This window comes from Rhizomonospora bruguierae (assembly GCF_018397995.1).
Classification (GTDB): Bacteria; Actinomycetota; Actinomycetes; order Mycobacteriales; family Micromonosporaceae; genus Rhizomonospora; species Rhizomonospora bruguierae.
This window is the reverse complement of sequence record NZ_BBQH01000031.1, coordinates 60,800-79,592: the sequence shown is the minus strand read 5'-3', so window position 1 is coordinate 79,592 and position 18,793 is coordinate 60,800. Positions and strand designations below refer to the sequence as shown.

The 18,793-nt window shown below is 74.3% G+C and carries 21 protein-coding genes and 1 pseudogene; 21 read left to right on the top strand and 1 reads right to left on the bottom strand.

The window, feature by feature from the left end; translation table 11 throughout:
* Positions 1-97 precede the first annotated feature (97 nt).
* The 17 genes and pseudogenes from KJS59_RS17610 (at position 98) to KJS59_RS17530 (ending at position 14,143) form a co-directional block, all read left to right on the top strand.
* A complete protein-coding gene (locus KJS59_RS17610) occupies positions 98-847 on the top strand; it encodes a cell division protein FtsQ/DivIB (RefSeq protein WP_249714348.1) in 750 nt (249 codons plus the stop codon).
* A gap of 228 nt (positions 848-1,075) precedes the next feature.
* Positions 1,076-2,212 carry a cell division protein FtsZ gene (gene ftsZ / locus KJS59_RS17605; RefSeq protein ID WP_213453995.1) on the top strand — a complete coding sequence of 379 codons (1,137 nt, stop codon included), beginning with the start codon at positions 1,076-1,078 and terminating at the stop codon, positions 2,210-2,212.
* On the top strand, positions 2,209-2,952 hold the full coding sequence (locus KJS59_RS17600) for a YggS family pyridoxal phosphate-dependent enzyme (protein WP_213454011.1): 744 nt from the start codon (positions 2,209-2,211) through the stop codon (positions 2,950-2,952). Before ftsZ ends, KJS59_RS17600 begins: the two co-directional genes overlap by 4 nt.
* Before the next feature lie 164 nt (positions 2,953-3,116).
* Positions 3,117-3,821, top strand: coding sequence for a cell division protein SepF (locus KJS59_RS17595; RefSeq protein ID WP_213453994.1), 705 nt, complete (start codon positions 3,117-3,119; stop codon positions 3,819-3,821).
* A 24-nt stretch (positions 3,822-3,845) separates the two neighbouring features.
* Positions 3,846-4,139, top strand: a complete 294-nt coding sequence (locus tag KJS59_RS17590) for a YggT family protein (RefSeq protein ID WP_213453993.1) — start codon at positions 3,846-3,848, stop codon at positions 4,137-4,139.
* 69 nt (positions 4,140-4,208) lie between these two features.
* On the top strand, positions 4,209-5,012 hold the full coding sequence (locus tag KJS59_RS17585; RefSeq protein ID WP_213453992.1) for a DivIVA domain-containing protein: 804 nt from the start codon (positions 4,209-4,211) through the stop codon (positions 5,010-5,012).
* A 103-nt stretch (positions 5,013-5,115) separates the two neighbouring features.
* Positions 5,116-5,799: a hypothetical protein gene (locus KJS59_RS17580; protein WP_213453991.1), complete on the top strand. Its 684-nt coding sequence runs from the start codon at positions 5,116-5,118 to the stop codon at positions 5,797-5,799.
* Positions 5,796-6,110 carry a DUF167 domain-containing protein gene (locus KJS59_RS17575; protein WP_213453990.1) on the top strand — a complete coding sequence of 105 codons (315 nt, stop codon included), beginning with the start codon at positions 5,796-5,798 and terminating at the stop codon, positions 6,108-6,110. The genes KJS59_RS17580 and KJS59_RS17575 overlap by 4 nt, the downstream gene beginning before the upstream one ends.
* Positions 6,107-7,612, top strand: a complete 1,506-nt coding sequence (locus KJS59_RS17570) for a potassium/proton antiporter (protein WP_213453989.1) — start codon at positions 6,107-6,109, stop codon at positions 7,610-7,612. Before KJS59_RS17575 ends, KJS59_RS17570 begins: the two co-directional genes overlap by 4 nt.
* Before the next feature lie 283 nt (positions 7,613-7,895).
* Positions 7,896-8,327: a TraR/DksA family transcriptional regulator gene (locus tag KJS59_RS17565; protein WP_213453988.1), complete on the top strand. Its 432-nt coding sequence runs from the start codon at positions 7,896-7,898 to the stop codon at positions 8,325-8,327.
* Positions 8,291-8,974 (top strand): signal peptidase II, encoded by a 684-nt coding sequence (gene lspA / locus KJS59_RS17560; RefSeq protein ID WP_249714346.1) that lies wholly within the window; start codon positions 8,291-8,293, stop codon positions 8,972-8,974. Before KJS59_RS17565 ends, lspA begins: the two co-directional genes overlap by 37 nt.
* Positions 8,975-8,982: 8 nt before the next feature.
* Positions 8,983-9,915 carry an RluA family pseudouridine synthase gene (locus KJS59_RS17555; RefSeq protein WP_213454010.1) on the top strand — a complete coding sequence of 311 codons (933 nt, stop codon included), beginning with the start codon at positions 8,983-8,985 and terminating at the stop codon, positions 9,913-9,915.
* A gap of 54 nt (positions 9,916-9,969) precedes the next feature.
* Entirely contained in the window at positions 9,970-10,968 is a 999-nt protein-coding gene (locus tag KJS59_RS17550) for a hypothetical protein (RefSeq protein ID WP_213453986.1), read from the top strand.
* 233 nt (positions 10,969-11,201) lie between these two features.
* The gene (locus tag KJS59_RS17545) at positions 11,202-12,542 is read left to right on the top strand and encodes a MinD/ParA family ATP-binding protein (RefSeq protein WP_213453985.1); all 1,341 of its coding nucleotides are present in this window, start codon (positions 11,202-11,204) and stop codon (positions 12,540-12,542) included.
* 60 nt (positions 12,543-12,602) lie between these two features.
* A pseudogene (locus KJS59_RS32275) lies at positions 12,603-12,806 on the top strand (PHP domain-containing protein); the annotation flags it as partial.
* A 383-nt stretch (positions 12,807-13,189) separates the two neighbouring features.
* The gene (locus KJS59_RS17535; RefSeq protein ID WP_213453984.1) at positions 13,190-13,378 is read left to right on the top strand and encodes a hypothetical protein; all 189 of its coding nucleotides are present in this window, start codon (positions 13,190-13,192) and stop codon (positions 13,376-13,378) included.
* A 12-nt stretch (positions 13,379-13,390) separates the two neighbouring features.
* Positions 13,391-14,143 carry a DUF2567 domain-containing protein gene (locus KJS59_RS17530; RefSeq protein WP_213453983.1) on the top strand — a complete coding sequence of 251 codons (753 nt, stop codon included), beginning with the start codon at positions 13,391-13,393 and terminating at the stop codon, positions 14,141-14,143.
* Here the strand turns inward: KJS59_RS17530 and KJS59_RS17525 are convergent.
* Positions 14,058-14,753, bottom strand: coding sequence for an LON peptidase substrate-binding domain-containing protein (locus KJS59_RS17525; protein WP_213453982.1), 696 nt, complete (start codon positions 14,751-14,753; stop codon positions 14,058-14,060). The two genes, KJS59_RS17530 and KJS59_RS17525, sit on opposite strands and share 86 nt — an antisense overlap.
* Before the next feature lie 86 nt (positions 14,754-14,839).
* On the opposite strand from KJS59_RS17525, the gene hisD reads away from it, so the two are divergent.
* The 4 genes from hisD to hisH all read left to right on the top strand — a co-directional run bounded on the left by hisD (position 14,840) and on the right by hisH (position 18,744).
* Positions 14,840-16,147, top strand: a complete 1,308-nt coding sequence (gene hisD, locus KJS59_RS17520; protein ID WP_213453981.1) for a histidinol dehydrogenase — start codon at positions 14,840-14,842, stop codon at positions 16,145-16,147.
* The gene (locus KJS59_RS17515; RefSeq protein ID WP_213453980.1) at positions 16,144-17,229 is read left to right on the top strand and encodes a histidinol-phosphate transaminase; all 1,086 of its coding nucleotides are present in this window, start codon (positions 16,144-16,146) and stop codon (positions 17,227-17,229) included. Before hisD ends, KJS59_RS17515 begins: the two co-directional genes overlap by 4 nt.
* Positions 17,226-17,837: an imidazoleglycerol-phosphate dehydratase HisB gene (gene hisB / locus KJS59_RS17510; RefSeq protein WP_213453979.1), complete on the top strand. Its 612-nt coding sequence runs from the start codon at positions 17,226-17,228 to the stop codon at positions 17,835-17,837. Before KJS59_RS17515 ends, hisB begins: the two co-directional genes overlap by 4 nt.
* A 256-nt stretch (positions 17,838-18,093) precedes the next feature.
* Complete coding sequence (gene hisH / locus KJS59_RS17505) at positions 18,094-18,744, top strand: imidazole glycerol phosphate synthase subunit HisH (RefSeq protein WP_213453978.1); 651 nt, start codon at positions 18,094-18,096, stop codon at positions 18,742-18,744.
* The last annotated feature ends 49 nt before the right edge of the window (positions 18,745-18,793 follow it).

The following is an 18,793-nucleotide window of genomic DNA, read 5'->3' as shown; positions in this document are numbered from 1 at the left end:
CCCGCGCGCCGGTGGCCGGGGCGGTCGCGGCGGCGGCGCGGGCGGCCCGGGCGGCCACGGCCGGCCCGGCGCGGGTGGTTCCACCCGGCGCTGGCGGCTGGTGCGCGCCCGCGGGGACGCGGTGCCCAGTTCGGTGCGCCGGTTCATGCAGCGTTCCCGGCGGCGGCGCATGCGTGCCGCGGCGCCCTGGGCGGCCGCCACCGGCCTGGTCGCGCTGGCCGGGCTGGCCGCGTGGGTGCTGCTGGCCACGTCGGCGTTCGGGGTGCGGGAGGTGTCGGTGACCGGCGTCGCCATCGTCACGCCGGACCAGGTGCGCGCGGCGGCCGCGGTGCCGCCCGGCGCACCGCTGGCCCGCCTGGACCTGGGTGAGGTGGCGCGCCGGATCGAGACGCTGCCGCCGGTGGAGCGGGCGACGGTGGCCCGGGACTGGCCCCGCGGGCTGACCGTCTCGGTGACCGAGCGGACCCCGGTCGCCGCGGTGCCGCAGGGCGAGACCTTCGTCCTGGTGGACGCGGCGGGGGTGGCGTTCCGGACGGTCGGGGAGAAGCCCGCCGACCTGCCGTTGGCGAAGGTGGCCTCGCCGGGTGCCGGCGACCCCAACACCCAGGCCGCGGTGCGGGTGCTCGGCGCGCTCGACGCCGACCTGCGGGCCGAACTGACCGCCATCGAGGTGACCGGGCCGGCGCGGATCCGGCTGGACCTGCGCGACGGGCGGCAGGTGATCTGGGGCGACGCGACCGAACTGCCGGCCAAGGCCCGGGCGGCGTCCGCCCTGCTCGCCCGGGAGAAGACGAAGAAGGGCGCCATCATCGACGTCAGCGCTCCGGACGTGGTCACCGTCCGGTGACGGGTTTCCCGCCGACACGCCGCGCCGGTCCTTGGATCACGGACTAGGTGCCCTTACGTTGCCGGAGAGAGGCCCATGGTTGACATAACTCTAAGCCTCTAGTAGAGGGTGAGGGTTTACCCCTCGCCCTCCCGTGTACGAAGCGCCGTCGACGGCGGTCTGGCCGGGCCGTACGCCGCGCCCGGGCGGCACGCCGACGGCGCCGACCTCGGAAGGGAAGGCTGTCCGATGACACCTCCGCACAACTACCTCGCGGTCATCAAGGTCGTCGGCATCGGTGGCGGCGGAGTCAACGCCGTGAACCGGATGATCGAGGTCGGCCTCAAGGGCGTCGAGTTCATCGCGATCAACACGGACGCGCAGGCGCTGCTGATGAGCGACGCCGACGTCAAGCTGGACGTGGGCCGGGAGCTGACCCGCGGGCTGGGCGCGGGCGCCAACCCGGACGTGGGCAAGAACGCGGCCGAGGACCACCGCGACGAGATCGAGGAGGTGCTCAAGGGCGCCGACATGGTCTTCGTCACCTGCGGCGAGGGCGGCGGTACCGGCACCGGCGGCGCCCCGGTGGTGGCCAACATCGCCCGCAAGCTGGGCGCCCTGACCATCGGCGTGGTCACCCGGCCGTTCTCCTTCGAGGGCAAGCGCCGCCAGGTGCAGGCCGAGGCCGGCATCGAGGAACTGCGCAACCAGTGCGACACGCTCATCGTGATCCCCAACGACCGGCTGCTCGCCCTCGGCGACCGCGGCATCAGCATGATGGACGCCTTCCGCCAGGCGGACCAGGTGCTGCTCTCCGGTGTCCAGGGCATCACCGACCTGATCACCACCCCCGGACTGATCAACCTGGACTTCGCCGACGTCAAGAGCGTGATGAGCGGGGCGGGCAGCGCGCTCATGGGCATCGGCAGCGCCCGGGGCGACAACCGCGCCGTCGAGGCGGCCGAGGCGGCCATCTCCAGCCCGCTGCTGGAGCAGAGCATGGACGGGGCGCGCGGCGTGCTGCTGTCCATCGCGGGCGGGTCCGACCTGGGTCTGTTCGAGATCAACGACGCCGCCCAGCTGGTCACCGACGCGGCCCACCCGGACGCGAACATCATCTTCGGTGCGGTCATCGACGACGCGCTCGGCGATGAGGTGCGGGTGACCGTGATCGCGGCCGGTTTCGACGGCGGTGCCCCGTCGTACCGGCCGGCGGCGGAGGCGCCGCGCAAGACCCCGCCCGGGGCGGGTGGCCATCACCCGGCCGTGGACTCCGGCGCACCCGCTGTGTCGGCGCCCCCGGCGGTGCCGGCGCCCAGCCAGCCCGCCCGGCGGGTGCTCTTCGACGACGTGGACGTGCCCGACTTCCTCAAGAACGGGTCCTGACCCTGACCGGTATCGACCGCCGCGCCGAACTGGCCGGCAACCTGGAACGGGTCCGCGACCGTCTGGCCCGCGCGTGTGCGGCGGCCGGGCGGTCGCCGGCCGAGGTCACCCTGGTCGCGGTCACCAAGACCTACCCGGCGGCTGACGTGCGGCACCTGGCCGCGCTGGGCCTCACCGACGTGGGCGAGAACCGGGACCAGGAGGCGGCGCCGAAGGCCGCCGAGGTGGGCGGCCTGCCCGGCCCGGCGGTGCGGTGGCACTTCATCGGGCAGTTGCAGCGCAACAAGGCCAAGTCGGTGGTCCGGTACGCGGACGTGGTGCAGTCCGTGGCCGGCGTCCGCCTGGCCGGCGCCCTCGGCCGGGCCGCCGAGCGGCTGCGGGAACGCCCGCTGGACGTGCTGGTCCAGGTGAGCCTGGACGGCGACCCGGCGCGCGGGGGCGCGGTGCCGGGCGGCGGGGTGGCCGAGGAGGATCGGGTACTTGACAGCGTCCTCGCGGCGGTGGCGGCCGAGCCCGCCCTGCGGCTGCGCGGTCTGATGGCGGTGGCCCCCGCCGAGGAGGAGCCGGCCGCCGCGTTCGCCCGGCTGTCCCGGGTCGTGGCCGCGGTCCGCGCCGCATATCCCGAGGCCACGGCCCTGTCCGCGGGCATGAGCGGCGATCTGGAGGCGGCGATCGAGCACGGCGCGACACACGTCCGCGTCGGTAGCGCGTTGCTCGGTGCGCGTGCACCGCTGCGGTAGCCTGGCCGGACGGCGCAAACTACATCGGTGTTGTTTTAACACGGCCCACTGTGGGCAAGGGAACCGCGACTTTGTGTGCGGTGGGCCGCGAAGCCCGGGTGACGCGAGCCCGGGCCCCGATGAGCGGGGTGCGTGCCGCGCGGCACAGGCGGCGAGGGGGCGAGATGAGCACACTGCGCAAGGCGGGCGTGTGGCTCGGTCTGATCGAGGACGACGACGACCGGGGCTACGACGACGACCGCGGGTACGCCGACCACGGCTACCGCGAGCGCGACCGCGACCGCGACCGGGACCGCCAGGCCACGTACCGGCCGGAACCGGCCTACCGGGAGAGCCGGTACGCCGAGGAGTTCGCCGACGACGAGGACGACGACCCGGGCGCGGTCGTGCCCCGCTCGCGTTCCGAGCGCGCCGAGCGGTTCGCCGCGGACCGCCTGGACGCCCGGTCGAGCCGCTCCAGCGTGCGCTCGATCACCCGCTCGGCCTCGGGCGCGGACGCGTCCGTCGGCTTTCCGACCCGGGACAATCTCGCCCTCGCCCCGCACGCGCAGCCGCGCGAGCGGATGGTCGTGGCCGAGGAGGAGGAGCAGCGCTACCAGATCACCACGCTGCACCCGACCACGTACCGTGAGGCCCGCACGATCGGCGAGCACTTCCGCGACGGGGTACCAGTGATCATCAACCTCACCGAAATGGATGAGGCGGACGCCCGCCGTCTGGTGGATTTCGCCGCCGGGCTCGCGTTCGGGCTGCGGGGTACGATCGAGCGCGTGACCAACCGCGTGTTCCTGCTCTCGCCGGCCAATGTCCAGGTCACCGCGGAGGACAAGGCCAAGATCGCCGAGGGTGGGTTCTTCGACCAGAGTTGACCGGACTAAGGACTGTCGCCGAGCGTGGTATCGATCGTCATCCAGACCCTTTACCTGGTGGTCTATGGCTTCCTGCTGACGTTGCTGGGTCGGTTCGTGATGAGCGCGGTCCTGCAGTACGGAAGACGCTGGCAGCCCGGTCGGGGCGCAGCGGCATCACTCGAAGTCGTGTGGAGCGTCACTGATCCGCCCCTCAGAGCGTTGAGGCGGGTGATCCCACCACTTCGTATTGGTACCGTGAGCATCGACCTGGCCTCTATTCTGCTGCTGGTTATCCTGTTCGTGCTGTTGCGCTTCGTACTACCGCAGTTCTTCTAGGAGTAGCGGGCACACCACCCGCCCGCGGGCGAACCAACGACGCGGCCTCAACTGACCCGAGGAGTTTCGATGCCGCTGACCCCGGCCGACGTGCACAACGTCGCGTTCAAGAAGCCCCCGATCGGCAAGCGGGGGTACGACGAGGAGGAGGTCGACGCCTTCCTTGACGAGGTGGAGCGCGAGCTCGCCCGTCTGATCGAGGAGAACAACGAGCTGCGCGCGCAGGTGGAGCGTGGCGGCGGGCGGGTCGCGGCACCGGCCGGCCCCGGCGCCGACCCCCGGCTCGCGGCCGAGCTGTCCGACCTCAAGGCCCAGCTGGACCGCGTCCAGCGGGAGAAGGCCTCCGCCGAGCAGGCGGCCCGGGCCATGCAGTCCGAGCTGGACCAGGTGCGCGCCCAGGGCGGCCCGGTCACCGGCGGCGACGGCGAGCAGCAGGCCCTGCGGGTGCTGATGATGGCCCAGCGGACGGCCGACGACCACGTGTCGGACGCCCGCCGCGAGGCCGACAAGCTGCTCTCCGATGCGCGGACCAAGGCCGAGGAGGTCACCCGCGAGGCGCGCGCCAAGGCCGACGCGCTGGAGCGGGACGCCCGCCAGCGGCACCAGGAGGCCATGGGCGGCCTGGACGCCAAGCGCACCGCGCTGCAGAAGCACATCGAGGAGCTGAAGCAGTTCGAGCGCGAGTACCGGACCCGGCTCAAGGCGTACCTGGAGAGCCAGCTGCGCGACCTGGTCGGCCGCGGCGAGGGCCTGGAGGCCGAGATGAGCCGGGTGGAGGGCAACCGGGCCGGCGGCGCCGGCGGTGGCCTGGCCACGGCGGGCATCGGCGCCTCCTACGGCGGCGGCCGGGCGGGTATCGAGCCCGCGCGCTGACCGCAACGGCTCCGCCCGTCCCTCGTTGAGCGTCACAGGTCTGCGCCACAGCGCAGCGTCATAGCTGGATGCGTCGCAGTTCGATGTGCCACAGGGGTGAGTCGTGATCGTCGGAAGCCTGTTACTCATCCTGGTGGCCGTCGGACTGCTCGTGTTCGGCCTGGCACAGGGCTCCAGCGCGCTGCTGGTCGGCTCGATCGTGGCCAGCCTGCTGGCCGCGGTCGCCCTGGTCGTCGGCGCCCGGCAGGCGGCCGCGGCCCGGGCCGGCGCCCGCGACGAGCCGTTCCCCGGCGGGCACGCGCCGGAGGACGAGGACGCGGACGGCCCGGTGGTCCAGCCCGCCGGACCGTCGCGGAGCACCCAGCCGGTCGGCGATACCGGCGAGCCGTCGATCGGGGATCAGGCCGAGGCGTACCTGAACGGGCGTGGCTTCGAGCGGTCCGGCAGCCAGCCGGAGGCGCAGCGGGCCGGGTACCCGGCGGCGGCCGGGGAGCAGCGCGGCACGGCCACGATCCCCGCGCAGGAGGCGCCCGCCGAGGAGGCCGACCCGGCCGACGAGCCGGAGCCGCAGCAGGTGCCGGCGGGTGACGCCGCCCGGGTCGCCCGGATGAGCACCGAGGTGCTGGTCGTCGACGGCCGGCCCCGGTACCACGTGGGCGGCTGCGTGCACCTGCTGGGCCGGGCCGCCGAACCGCTGCCGGTCAGCGAGGCGGTCGAACTCGGCTTCACCCCCTGCGGCCTCTGTGAGCCGGACAGCGCCCTGCTCGCCGACGCCCGACGGGTGTGAGGCGGGGGTCCACTCCCGCCGCAACACCGGCGACCGTCGCCGTTCGGGTCAAACCGGGCGTTTCCCGACCTCGGGTCGGCGGGCGGCACGACGGTCCACACGGTCCCGAACTCGTCGTCGCGGTGCGCGAGAAGGCCGTCGACGGCCGGGCCACCGAGGCCGCCCGGCGCGCGCTCGCCACGGCGCTGTCCCTGCGCCCGGCGCAGGTGCTGCTGCGCACCGGCGCGGCCAGTAGGGACAAGCTCTTCACCATCACCGACCCGCCCGCGGACCTGGCCGAGCGGGTCAGCGCGCTGCGCGACGCGAAATGACCGGCCGGTTCGACCTCGCGCTCCTGGTCGGGGCGGCGGTGCTGCTGGTCGCGGTCGCCGCCGTGCGGCTGTCCAGCCGCCTCGGCCTGCCCAGCCTGCTGGTCTACCTGGCGCTCGGGGTGGCGATCGGCGAGTCCGGTCTCGGCATCACCTTCGAGAACGCCCAGCTGACCCGGGTGCTGGGCAGCTGCGCGCTCATCGTGATCATCGCCGAGGGTGGGCTCACCTCGCGCTGGTCGGCGGTGCGACCGGTGCTTGGCGTGTCGGTGTCGCTGGCCACCGTCGGGGTCCTCGTCTCGGTGCTGGTCGTCGGCGCGGTCGTGCACCTGGCGCTCGGCCTGCCGTGGCGCCTGGCCCTGCTCTACGGCGCGGTGCTTTCCTCCACCGACGCGGCGGCGATCTTCTCCACCCTGCGCCGGCTGCGCCTGCGCCCCCGCCTGTCCGCCACCCTCGAGGCTGAGTCGGGCATGAACGACGCCCCGGCGGTCCTGCTGGTCATTCTGCTCAGCGCCGCCTCGGCGGGCAGCCACCCCTGGTGGTACGAGGTTCTGATCGTCGGGTACGAGCTGGCCGGCGGCGCGTTGGTCGGCTTCGCGGTCGGCCTGGCCGGGGTGTGGACCCTGCGCCGCGCCGCCCTGCCCGCCGCCGGCCTGTACCCGCTGGCCGCCGTGGGTCTGACCGTGCTGGCGTACGCGGCCGGGACGGTGGCGTACGCCTCCGGTTTCCTCGCCGTGTACGTGGCCGGCGTGCTGCTCGGCAACGGCCGGCTGCCGCACCGCCAGGCCATCCTCGGCTTCGCCGACGGCCTGGCCTGGCTCGCCCAGATCGGCCTGTTCGTGCTGCTGGGCCTGCTCGCCTCGCCCGACCGGCTGGCCGGCGCCGTGCTCCCCGCCCTGCTCGTGGGGCTCGCCCTGGTGGTGTTCGCCCGCCCGCTCGCGGTGCTGGTCAGCGTGCTGCCGTTCCGGGTCTGCCCGGCCGACCAGGCGTTCCTGTCCTGGGGTGGGCTGCGCGGGGCGGTGCCGATCGTGCTGGCCACGATTCCGCTCTCCGCCGCGGTACCGGGCGCGACCGGGCTGTTCGACACCGTTTTCGTGCTGGTGGTGGTCTTCACGCTGGTCCAGGGCGGCACGCTGGCCCCGGTCGCGCGCCGGCTCGGGGTGACCGCGCCGGCCGAGGCCACCGAGTTGCTGGTGGAGACGGCCCCGCTGGAGCGGATGCACGCCGACCTGCTCCAGGTGGAGGTGCCCGCCGGTTCCCGGCTGGCCGGCGTGCACGTGGACGAGTTGCGCCTGCCGGTCGGCGCGCAGGTCACGCTGGTCGAGCGGGACGGCACCGGGTTCGTGCCGGGCCCGGACACCCGGCTGCGGACCGGCGACAGCCTGCTCGTGGTCACCAGCCCGGAGGTCCGGGACGCCGCGGAGCGCCGCCTGCGCGCGGTGAGTCGGCGCGGCCGGCTCGCCCGCTGGTTCGCGGAGAACGGCAGTGACGGGCCTATGCCGTGATAAGTTCCTTTTGCCCGGATCGTGGCGGAGGGGAATCACGCTGTTGGCGGCACGGCGAGAGCACAGTGTTGTCGACGGTGTCTACGTTCCGTATCCTTGCCACCCTCGACAGTGCGCGGCGCGCCCGCCGCGCGCCGTTTTGTTATCTGCATCAGTTATGGGGGGCGCCATGGCCGGTCGGGCGTCCGCGCCCGCGCGGGCTACCGGGCGTGCGCAGGGTGGCCAGGCAGCACCCACCCAGGTACCGTCGACCGCCGCGGCGACCGCGGCCGAGGGAGCGACGATGGCAGACACGAAGCCGGTGAAGGCAGCCGCCACGAAGGCGGCGGGCAAGCGCGCCGTGCCGCGGGCCCGGCCGGCGGCGGAGACGGAGAAGATCCGCAGCGCGCTGGCCGAACGGCAGTCGGAACTGCGCGAGGAGTACGACCAGCACCTGTCGGAGATCGCCGAACTCCAGCGGGACCGGCTGATCGACTCGTCCGGCGACGACCAGGCGGACACCGGGACCAAGACGCTGGAGCGGGAGCAGGAAATCTCGCTGGCCAACAACCTGCTGGACCGGATCAACCAGGTGGAGCGGGCGCTGGAGCGGCTGGACGAGGGCGGGTACGGCATGTGCGAGCGGTGCGGGAACCCGATCCCGGTGGAGCGGCTCGCGGCGTTCCCGTCCGCGACGCTGTGCGTGACCTGCAAGCAGTTGGAGGAGAGACGCTGAACCCCCCGCAGGCTCCCGGCCGGCGCCGGTCGGTCGGCGCGCTGGCCCTGGCGGCCGCGCTGATCGTCCTGGCCGACCAGCTCACCAAGCATCTGGCGCTGCGCACGCTGGACGGGCACCCGCCGACGCGGCTGTTCGGCGGCGCGGTGTACCTGACCCTCACCCGCAACAGCGGCGCCGCGTTCAGCCTCGGCCGGGACCACACGTTCGTGTTCCCGTTGATCGCCGCGGCCGTGGTCGCGTGGATCGTCTGGATGAGCCTGCGGCTGCGTTCGCTGCCCTGGGCGGTGGCGCTCGGGCTGGTCCTCGGCGGCGCGCTGGGCAACCTGGCGGATAGGTTGTTCCGGGCGCCCGGGCCGCTGGTCGGCCACGTGGTGGACATGGTGAGCCTGTTCGACCCGGCCGGCAACGTCTGGCCGGTGTTCAACCTCGCGGACAGCAGCCTGGTGGTCGGCGTGACCCTGGCGGTGCTGCTGGAGATCACCGGCCGGCAACGGGACGGCACCCGCGTCCGGCGGGCCACTCGCGAGGAGCAGGCCGCCACCCGGGAAGAGGCCGGTCCGGGGTGGGCGGACGGGGAACCCGCGGAACGGGAGCGGACCTCCGCCGCCCGGTCCACCGGGTCCCCGGAGAGAATCGAAGGGTGAACACAGCGATGGGTGACCGGCGGTCGCTGCCGGTGCCGGACGGTCTGCACGGGATGCGCCTGGACCAGGCGGTGTCGCGGCTGTTCGGGCTGTCCCGGACGGCAGCCGCGGCCCTGGTGGAGGCGGGCGACGCGCTGGTGGACGGGGTACCGCGACCGAAGTCGGACAAGGTCGCCGGCGGCTCGTGGCTGGAGGTGACGCTGCCCGCGCCACCGTCCGCGGCGCCCGAGCCGGCGCGGCCGGTGCCCGGCCTGGAGATCGTGCACAGCGATGACGACATCGTGGTGGTGGACAAGCCGGTCGGGGTGGCGGCGCACCCCAGCCCGGGCTGGACCGGCCCGACCGTGACCGGCGGGCTGGCCGCGATGGGGCAGACGATCGCCACCAGCGGCGCCCCCGAGCGGCAGGGCGTGGTGCACCGCCTGGACGTGGGCACGACCGGGCTGATGGTCGTCGCCAAGAGCGAACTGGCGTACAGCGTGCTGAAGCGGGCGTTCAAGGCGCGCGAGGTGGACAAGCGCTACCACGCCGTGGTGCAGGGGCACCTCGACCCGCTCAGCGGCACCGTGGACGCCCCGATCGACCGGCACCCGACCCACGACTACAAGTGGGCGGTGGTCTCCGGGGGCAAGCCCAGCGTCACCCACTACGACACCCTGGAGGCGTTCCCGGCGGCGAGCCTGGTCGACGTGCGTCTCGAGACCGGCCGCACGCACCAGATCAGGGTGCACTTTTCGGCCCTGCGTCACCCGTGCGTCGGGGACCTTACGTATGGGGCGGATCCGACGCTCGCCGGCCGGTTGGGGCTGTCCCGGCAGTGGTTGCACGCCCGGAGGTTGAGCTTTTTGCACCCGTACAGGCAGGAGGAGGTCTGCTTCACCAGCGACTACCCTGACGACCTGGAACGTGCTCTGGCGCTGCTGCGCGAGGCCGCCGGATAGTCCTCATCCGGGCCTGGCGCGGCGCAACACAACGACGGGTGGGCAGGAGACGGGGTGCTTGGCGCGCGCGCGGCGGACCTGCTGCGACAACTGGACCGCAGGCTGCTGCCGCCGCTGGCGGCGCGGCTCGTGCGGCTCGGCCGCGCACCCGTGCGGATGCCGGTGCTGGCCGGCGCGGCGGCGGTCTCGGCGAGCGCGGTCCTGTTCGCCGCCGCGTGGGTGGTCGCGCAGCAGCCCGGTCCGGGCCGGTCCCGGCCGGGCGTGGTCCGGGTCGGGGTCACCGCCGGCGACACCATCCCGGCGTACGTGGACAGCAGCCGCTCCGAACTGAAGGCGATGCTGACCGACCGTCCCCCGGTGCGCCACGGCGAGACGTACGCCCTGGTGGCGTTCGGCGCCTACCTGCCGCCGGAGCGGCTGGCACCGGTGCTGACCGGCGCCTCGGTCGCCGCCGTGTTCGCCCGCGCGCAGGGCGCCGGCCCGGACGCCAGGGCGGTCCGCATCTCCGCCACCCGGTTGCCGGACGACGTGACGCGGGGCATGGAACGGGCGGCCGGCGAGCGGGAGAGCAGGGCCGGCCAGTTGGACGCGCTGACCACCGGCGTGCGGGGCGCCGGCAACCAGTACGAGCTGAGCGCCGCGACCGCCCGCGCGGAGGCGACCGCGTACCGGGAGCACTGCGCCTGCCTGTACGCCGCGGTCGTGCGCGCCCGCCCGGCGGCGCTGAACGTGATCTTGGACCGCCCCGAGGTGCGCGCGGTGGACCCGGCGCCCGAGGTGACCCGGCTGGACGAGGCGGTGTTCGTTCCACCGCTGCCCGAGCAGCGCGGGACGGTGACGGCGACGCCCGAGACCACCGACGAGGTGCCACTGCCCACGGCCCCCGAGGAATCCCCGTCGCCGTCCGGAACGCCGGGTTCGCCGGCACCACAGTCCACCGCCGGTGCTTCGCCCGGGACCGGGGAGCCCATCGAGTCCGGCCCGACCGAGGGACCGTCCGGCCAGGCGCCGACCGCGACCCCCAGCGCGGACGCCCCGGCCGGCGGCCCCTAGCGAACCCCGTCGCCCGACGCCCGGCGGGTCGGCCGTCCCACCTGTCGAGGAGCGACGCGGGGCGGGTCCACCGCGGCGGACCGGGCGTTCCCAGGCCCCGACCTGGGGCGTTGATCCGGCAAAGGCGGATCGTGCCGGGCGAACCGGGCGGCGATCGGCCGCGTGGTGTGGTCCGGAAGGACTTTCCTCCGTAGCCTGTCAGGGCGGGGTGGAGCGGCGTCGGGAGGGTGAGCGTGGAGGGCACCGAGACCGGCTGGGGCCGGCCTGCGGAACCGGGACCACGCTGGCGCGCACTGCTGGACCGGGCGCTGCTCGGCCGCACCGGTGAACAGGAGCAGGTGGCCGGCGTGCCGGTGGTCAGCCCGCCGGAGCCGCTGGGGCCGACGCCGGTGTCGCCGCCGCCCGCGCCGCAGCCGGGCGGGTCGCGCCGCGGGCGTGCCGCGCCGGAGCCGCCGGGCGGTGGCCCCAACCACCCCGGGGCGGCATACGGGCCGACCGCGCCGCGGCCGGGCACCGCGCCGGTACCGCCACACCCGGCGGCCAGCGCCTCGGCGCGCCCCGTCCTGGCGCACCCGCTGCGCCCCCCGACCCCGCCGACCGGCACCCCGGTGACCGGCATGACCACGGGCAGCATGACCACGGGCACCGTGCCACCGGGCAGCCCGACCACGGGCGGCAGGAGCGGCGCGCCGACCGGGCTGGGCGCCCGGCTGGCGGCCACCTTCTCGCCCGGCGACGCCTGGCGCGACCCGCAGGCCCGCGAGGGCGTGGAGGACCCGGCGTTCGCGGTCCTGCGCCGGGAACTGGGCGGCCCGAAGGTGCTGGCGTTCGCCAACCCCAAGGGTGGCGTGCACAAGACCACGGCGACGGTGCTGGCCGCCGCGACCATCGGGCAGGCCCGCGGCCGGGGCGTGCTCGCCTGGGACGACAACGAACTGCGCGGCACCCTCGGGCTGCGCGCCGGCAGCGCCCGGCACGCCCGCACGATCCGCCACCTGATCGCGGACCTGATGGAGGTGGAGAACCAGCACGGGGCCGCCCTGCTGGAGCGGCTGGACGACTACCTGCGGCACGGCCAGGACGCCACCTACGACGTGCTGGCCGGCGAGGAGAACCCGCGCTTCGCCCAGCGGCTGGACAAGTACACGGTGCGCCGGGTGCTCGAGTTGCTGCGCCGCACCCACGACGTGATCTGCGTGGACACCGGCAACAACGTGGAGAGCGCGAACTGGCAGACCGTGCTCCAGGCGGCGGACCAGCTCGTGATCACCACGGTGCCGCGGGAGGACGCCGCGTTCACCGCCGACTGGATGCTCGACCTGCTGCACGAGATCGGCCTCGGCCAGCTCGCCGACAACGCGGTGACCCTGCTGTCCTGCCCGACGCCGGGGCACTCGCCGCTGCTGGACGACCTGAGCCGGCACTTCGCCACCCGCACCCGCGCGGTCGTGGTGGTGCCGTACGACCCGGCGCTGGAGACCGGCTCGTCCATCGAGTACGGCTACCTGCACCAGAACACCCGGCTCGCCTGGCTGCGCGCGACCGCCGTGATGATGGAGCCCTTCGGCCGCTGAGGCCGGCCAGCAGACGTGACCCTGGTCGCGTGTGGCGGTGCGGTTCGCGAGCGGGAGGGGGCGATGACCGACCACGGCAACCTGTACGGCGCGTACGACTTTTTCAAGCAGGCGACCGCGGCCGGGGTCAAGCCGATCATCGGCCTGAAGGCGTACCTTACGCCGGGTACCCACCGCTCCGACCGTACCCGCGTGCGCTGGGCCGACGGCGGCGAGAACGACGTCTCCGGCGGCGGCACGTACACCCACATGACGATGCTGGCCGCCGACGCCGCTGCCGCCGGGAGAAGGGCGCCTACACCGACTTCTACGACTACCTGCGCAAGGTCGACGCCCGACATCACCGCCAAGGACGAGGTGAAGCCGGTGGTACTGGCGCTGCCGCTGTCCGGTGCACGCCCCCGCTGGTGGATCGCCTCCAGGAGGTTCTGGCCAGCCACCCGGGCGCCGCGGAGGTGCACCTGCGCCTGGTGAACGGGTCACGGGCCACGCTGTTGCGGTTGGGTCCGGTGCGGGTGGCCCCGACCACGGCACTGATGGCCGACCTCAAGGCCCTCCTTGGCCCCAGCGCCATCGCCAGCTGAGTCACACCGCCGGTACACCAAGGGTGGCACCACTTGGAGGGCGTCATGGGTAGTACGGGTGCCGTGAAACTCAGCATGAGCCTGCCGGAGGACGACGTGTCGTTCGTCGACGCCTACGCCGCCCGGACCGGCGGCGCCACCCGCCCGGCCGTGCCGCACCAGGCCATTGCCCTGCTTCGCGCGGCTGACCTGGAAACGGAGTACGCCCGCCGCATTGATGACGCCCTCCGCACCCATCTGTCGCTCACCTGAGAGGATCGGTGGGTGAGTGAGCCGCGGCCGGACGAGCCGCATCCGCAGCCTCCGGTCGGGCCGCCCTGGGTGGGCGTCGAGCCGTATCCGCCGCCGTTCGTGCCGGAACGCAAGCGGCCCGCCCTGACCGCCGGGTTGGCGCTGCTCACCGTGGCCGTCGTGACCGGGCTGGGTGCGCCGCTGGGCTGGCTGTGGTCGACGCTCGCCCCGGACGTCCCGGTGGAGATGACCACGAACGGCCCGGTCCTCGCCGACCCCCAACCGGAGCAGTACTTCGCGGCCGACGGCTGGTTCACGCTGCTCGGGCTGGCGTTCGGCCTGCTGGTGGCCGTGGTCGTGTGGTTCGCGCCGCGCCGGCTGCGGGGGCCGGTCGGGCTGCTGTCGGTGGTGCTGGGTGGGATCGGCGCCGCACTGCTGGGCTGGTACGTGGGCCGGCACATCGGGCTGGCCGAATACCACCGCCTGCTCGGGTCGGCGCCCGTCGGTACCCGGTTCGGCAAGCCGCCGGACCTGCGCGCCGAACAGTTCCGGCTGGTGTACGGCTTCATCCCGTGGATTCGCGGTGCGCTGCTGGTGCCCGCGTTCGCGGCGGCGGCCACCTACACGATGCTGGCCGGCTGGTCCCGGTACATGACGCTGCGCCCGGAGACGGAACCGCCGGTCTACCCGCCCCCGGAGCTCAGTTGGGGCTCGGCGGACTGGACAGCTCCGACAACGGGACCGGGACAGCCCGGATCCGGCGCAGCAGAGCCGCCTCGCGGCTGAGCAGCCGCAGCTCGGCGCGCAGCCGGCTGGCGGTGTCCGGCGCGGCGAGCAGCCGCTGCCGGTCGGCGAGGGTCAGCGCGGCGGTCGCGGCAACCAGGTGGGACAGCACCGTCGGGTCCTCCGGCAGTTGCTCGCCCACCTCGCCGTCGTCGGTGCGCATCAGCGTCAGGTACCGCCGGAACGTGGCCAGGACCCGGGGCGCCAGCGCGTCGGCCAGGTCGGCACCGCCGGCCGGCTCGGGCAGCCACTCCACCTCGGCCGTCAGGTACGGCGCGGCCCCGTCATCGACGTTGGAGATCCGGAACCGGCGCCGGCCCACGGTCACGATGTCGAACCGGCCGTCCGGGTGCTCGGTGACCTGCCGCAGCTCGGCGGTGCAGCCCACCTCGTGCAGGCTGACCGTGGCGCGGGTACCCGGCCCGTCCCCGGGGGTCTGCACCTCCCAGCCGTGCCGGATCGCCACCACGCCGAACTCCCGGTTCTGGCCCTCCGGCAGCGCCATCAGGTGGCGGACCAGCTCGCGGTACCGATCCTCGAACACGTGCAGCGGCAGCACCAGGCCGGGGAACAGGACGGTGCCCAGGGGGAACAGCGGCAACCGCGGCGTCATCGATTGAGCGTACCGCCGAGGTGCGGCCGGTCTCACTGCCTGGACGGGCGCGGCCGGCGGGCCTGGCGGCGACCTAGACTCGACGGGTGCTGACCCGGATCGACCTGCGCGGGAGCTCACGCGACCCGCGCGGACTGCTGCCCCGCGCCCAGCTCGACGTGACGGCCGCCGCCGAGGCGATCCGGCCGATCGTCGAGTCGGTGCATGCGCGCGGCTTCGCGGCGATCCGGGCGGCGACCGAGCGGTTCGACGGGGTGCGGCTGGAGCGGCTGCGGGTGCCCCGGGCGGCGATCGCGGCCGCCGCCGAGGCGCTGGACCTACAGGTGCGCGCTGCCCTGGAGGAGAGCATCCGCCGGGCGCGCAAGGTGCACGCCGACCAGCGGCGGGCCGACGTCACCACCCAGGTGGTGCCGGGCGGCACGGTCACCGAGCGCTGGGTCCCGGTGTCCCGGGTGGGCCTGTACGTGCCGGGCGGCCTGGCGATGTACCCGTCGACGGTGGTGATGAACGCGGTGCCGGCGCAGATCGCCGGCGTGGCGGCGCTGGTGGTGGCGAGCCCCCCGCAGAAGGAGACCGGCCTGCCGGATTCCCGCGTGCTGGCCGCCTGCGCGCTGCTCGGCGTGGATGAGGTGTACTCCGTCGGCGGCGCGCAGGCGATCGCGATGCTCGGGTACGGCAGCGAGGGCGCCGACGCGGGCGACGGCTGTGTGCCGGTCGACATGATCACCGGTCCGGGCAACATCTGGGTGACCGCCGCGAAGCGGCTGCTGCGCGGCCGGGTCGGCATCGACGCCGAGGCCGGCCCGACCGAGATCGCCGTGCTCGCCGACGACACCGCCGACCCGGTGCACGTCGCCGCCGACCTGATCAGCCAGGCCGAGCACGACCCGCTCGCGGCGAGCGTGCTGGTCACCCCGTCGGTGCGCCTGGCCGACGCCGTCGACGAGGCGCTGGCCCGGTTGGTGCCCGCGACCAAGCACAGCGAACGGGTCGCCCAGGCGCTGAGCGGCCCGCAGTCGGGCGTGGTGCTCGTCGACGACCTGGAGCAGGGGCTGCGGGTGGTGGACGCGTACGCCGCCGAGCACCTGGAGATCCAGACCGAGGGCGCCCGGGAGGTGGCCCTGCGGGTCCGCAACGCGGGCGCGGTCTTCGTCGGCCCGTACTCGCCGGTCTCGCTCGGTGACTACTGCGCCGGGTCCAACCATGTGCTTCCTACCGGCGGCTGCGCCCGGCACTCGTCCGGCCTGTCGGTGCAGACCTTCCTGCGCGGCATCCACCTCGTCGAGTACGACGAGGCCGCCCTGCGGGACGTCGCGCACCACGTGGTCACGCTGGCCACGGTGGAGGATCTGCCGGCGCACGGCGACGCGGTGCGGGCGAGGGTCGGCGGATGACCACGCTGGACGACCTGCCGCTCCGCGACGACCTGCGCGGCCGCTCGCCGTACGGCGCGCCGCAGGTGGAGGTGCCGGTCCGGCTCAACACGAACGAGAACTCCTACCCGGTACCCGAGTCGGTGGTCGCCGCCGTCGGCAGGGCGGTCCAGGCGGAGTTGCGCGACCTCAACCGGTACCCGGACAGGGAGGCCGCGGCCCTGCGCGCCGATCTCGCCGAGTACCTCGGGCACGGGCTGCGCGCCGAGCAGGTGTGGGCGGCGAACGGGTCCAACGAGATCCAGCAGCAGCTGCTCCAGGCGTTCGGCGGTCCGGGCCGCACAGCGCTGGGCTTCACCCCGGGGTACTCGATGCACCCCCTGCTCGCGCTCGGCACCGGCACGACCTGGGTCGACGGGCGCCGCGGGGCCGACTTCGGGCTCACCGCCGAGCACGCGGTGGCCCAGGTGCGCGAGCACCGGCCGGACGTGGTGTTCCTGTGCTCCCCGAACAACCCCACCGGCACCGCGCTGGAACCGGCCGTGATCACCGCCGTCCTGGCCGAGGCGCCCGGCATGGTGGTGATCGACGAGGCGTACGCCGAGTTCGCCCGCCCCGGCACACCCAGCGCGCTGAGCGTGCTCCCCGGGCACCCGCGCCTGGTGGTGACCCGCACGATGAGCAAGGCGTTCGCCTTCGCCGGCGGGCGCCTCGGCTACCTGGCCGCCGACCCGGCCGTGGTGGCGGCCGTGCACCTGGTCCGCCTGCCGTACCACCTGTCGGCGTTGACCCAGGCCGCCGCCCGCGCCGCCCTGGCGCACCGGGATACCCTGCTGGCCACCGTCGAGGCGATCAAGCAGGAGCGGGACCGGATCGTCGCGGAACTGCGCCGGCGCGGCCTGACCGTCGCGGCCAGCGACGCCAACTTCGTGCTGTTCGAAACCGGTGGCGACCAGCGCGAGCCGTGGCGGATCCTGCTGGAGCGGGGGGTGCTGATCCGCGATGTCGGCCTCGCCGGCTGGCTGCGGGTCACCGCCGGCACGCCGGCGGAGACCGACGCGTTCCTGTCCGCCATCGACGCCTGGTTGGAGCGAAAAGCATGAGCAGGACCGCCCGGGTGGAGCGCACCACCGCCGAGACCAAGGTGCTGGTCGAGGTGGACCTCGACGGCACCGGCAAGGGCGAGATCGGCACCGGCGTGGGCTTCTACGACCACATGCTGAACCAGATCGCCCGGCACGGCGGCTTCGACCTGACCGTGCGGACCGTCGGTGACCTGGAGATCGACGCCCACCACACGATGGAGGACACCGGGCTCGCCCTGGGCGCCGCGTTCGCCGAGGCGCTGGGCGACAAGGCCGGCATCCGGCGGTACGGCTCCGCCACCATCCCGATGGACGAGGTGCTCGTGCAGGCCGCCGTGGACCTGTCCGGCCGCCCGTACGTGGTGCACGACGAGCCGGCGCTCGCCCCGTACATCGGCCCGGTCTACCCGACCAGCATGACCCGCCACATCTGGGAGTCGTTCGGGTACTCGGCCCGGCTGACGCTGCACGTGACCGTGCTGCGCGCCGCCCGCCCCGGCGCCACCCCGGACGCGCACCACGTGGTGGAGGCACAGTTCAAGGCGGTCGCCCGGGCGCTGCGCGAGGCCGTCTCGCTGGACGCCCGCTCGGCGGGCGTCGTGCCAAGCACCAAGGGTGCTCTGTGAGCGCGAGGAGCGCCCGGAGCGCGCCGTGTTGCGCAGGAAGCACCGCAGTCGCGAGCGAAAGGCTGGCTCTGTGAGCGCGAGGAGCGCCCGGAGCGCGCCGTGTTGCGCAGGAAGCACCGCAGTCGCGAGCGAAAGGCTGGCTCTGTGAGCGCGAGGAGTGCCCGGAGCGCGCCGTGTTGCGCAGGAAGCACCGCAGTCGCGAGCGAAAGGCTGGCTCTGTGAGCGCGAGGAGCGCCCGGAGCGGAAGGCAGGGTCGGTGACGTCCGTGGTGGTGCTCGACTACGGGTCGGGCAACCTGCGCTCCGCGGAGCGGGCGGTGGCCCGGACGGGCGCCGACGTGACCGTCACCGCGGACCTGGACGCCGCCGCCGAGGCGGACGGCCTGGTCGTCCCCGGCGTCGGCGCGTTCGCCGCGTGCCTGGCCGGCATCGAGCGGCTCAACGCCGGCCCGGTCATCGCCGAGCGGGTGGCGGCCGGGCGCCCCGTGCTCGGCATCTGCGTCGGCATGCAGATCCTCTTCGAGTACGGGGAGGAGCACGGGCTCGTCACGAAGGGGCTCGGTCTGCTGCCCGGCGGCGTGACCCGGCTGCCGGCCCGGCGGGTACCGCACATGGGCTGGAACACTCTGGACGTCCCCGCCGGGAGCCGGCTGTTCGCCGATCTGCGTCCGGCCAGCCGCGCGTACTTCGTGCACTCGTACGCCGCCCGCGACACGTCGGTGCTGGCGGCCGCCGGCGCGACCGTGATCACCTGCACCCATGAGGAGCCGTTCGTGGCGGCGGTGGAGTGCGGCCCGCTCTCGGCCACCCAGTTCCACCCGGAGAAGTCCGGCGACGCGGGCGCCACCATCCTGCGTACCTGGGTCGCCGGCCTGCACGCCGACGTGGGCGCGTGCGCGCGTGAGTAAGGAACGGGCCCGGCGGCGGGCCGAGCGGCTCGCGGAGGCGGAGCGCCTG

Coding starts and splice junctions, on each gene's coding strand:
- ftsZ (WP_213453995.1), top strand. CDS start 1,076: ATGACACCTCCGCACAACTACCTCGCGGTCATCAAGGTCGTCGGCATC.
- KJS59_RS17595 (WP_213453994.1), top strand. CDS start 3,117: ATGAGCACACTGCGCAAGGCGGGCGTGTGGCTCGGTCTGATCGAGGAC.
- KJS59_RS17585 (WP_213453992.1), top strand. CDS start 4,209: ATGCCGCTGACCCCGGCCGACGTGCACAACGTCGCGTTCAAGAAGCCC.
- KJS59_RS17570 (WP_213453989.1), top strand. CDS start 6,107: ATGACCGGCCGGTTCGACCTCGCGCTCCTGGTCGGGGCGGCGGTGCTG.
- KJS59_RS17565 (WP_213453988.1), top strand. CDS start 7,896: ATGGCAGACACGAAGCCGGTGAAGGCAGCCGCCACGAAGGCGGCGGGC.
- KJS59_RS17555 (WP_213454010.1), top strand. CDS start 8,983: ATGGGTGACCGGCGGTCGCTGCCGGTGCCGGACGGTCTGCACGGGATG.
- KJS59_RS17525 (WP_213453982.1), bottom strand. CDS start 14,753: ATGACGCCGCGGTTGCCGCTGTTCCCCCTGGGCACCGTCCTGTTCCCC.
- KJS59_RS17515 (WP_213453980.1), top strand. CDS start 16,144: ATGACCACGCTGGACGACCTGCCGCTCCGCGACGACCTGCGCGGCCGC.
- hisB (WP_213453979.1), top strand. CDS start 17,226: ATGAGCAGGACCGCCCGGGTGGAGCGCACCACCGCCGAGACCAAGGTG.